We start from the raw sequence: 261 nt of genomic DNA, 5'->3' as shown, positions 1-261 counted from the left end.
CAGAGATTCAGCAGTGCATCATCCATCAGATCAGGAATACAACAAAGTTTGTTTCCTACAAAGAACTCAAGCCCCTGATGGCTGATCTGAAACGTGTATATGCCGCGCCGACAGAAGAGATTGCACTGGCTGAATTAGAAAGTTTCGATGAAAAATGGAGCGGAAAATATCCGAAAATCGCGAAATCCTGGAAAGACAACTGGGCAAATCTTTCGACTTATTTCAAATATCCGGAAGCGGTTCGCCGCCTGATCTATACCA

The 261-nt window shown here is 44.1% G+C and carries 1 protein-coding gene; it reads left to right on the top strand.

Features of this window, described 5'->3' with window-relative positions; all coding sequences use genetic code 11:
- Nucleotides 1-261: transposase (locus H9X84_RS12860; RefSeq protein ID WP_205134637.1), on the top strand; the 261-nt coding region annotated here is incomplete at both ends.

The organism is Anaerotignum lactatifermentans (assembly GCF_016902535.1).
Classification (GTDB): Bacteria; Bacillota; Clostridia; order Lachnospirales; family Anaerotignaceae; genus Anaerotignum; species Anaerotignum lactatifermentans_A.
This window is presented reverse-complemented; position numbering and strand designations above follow the sequence as displayed.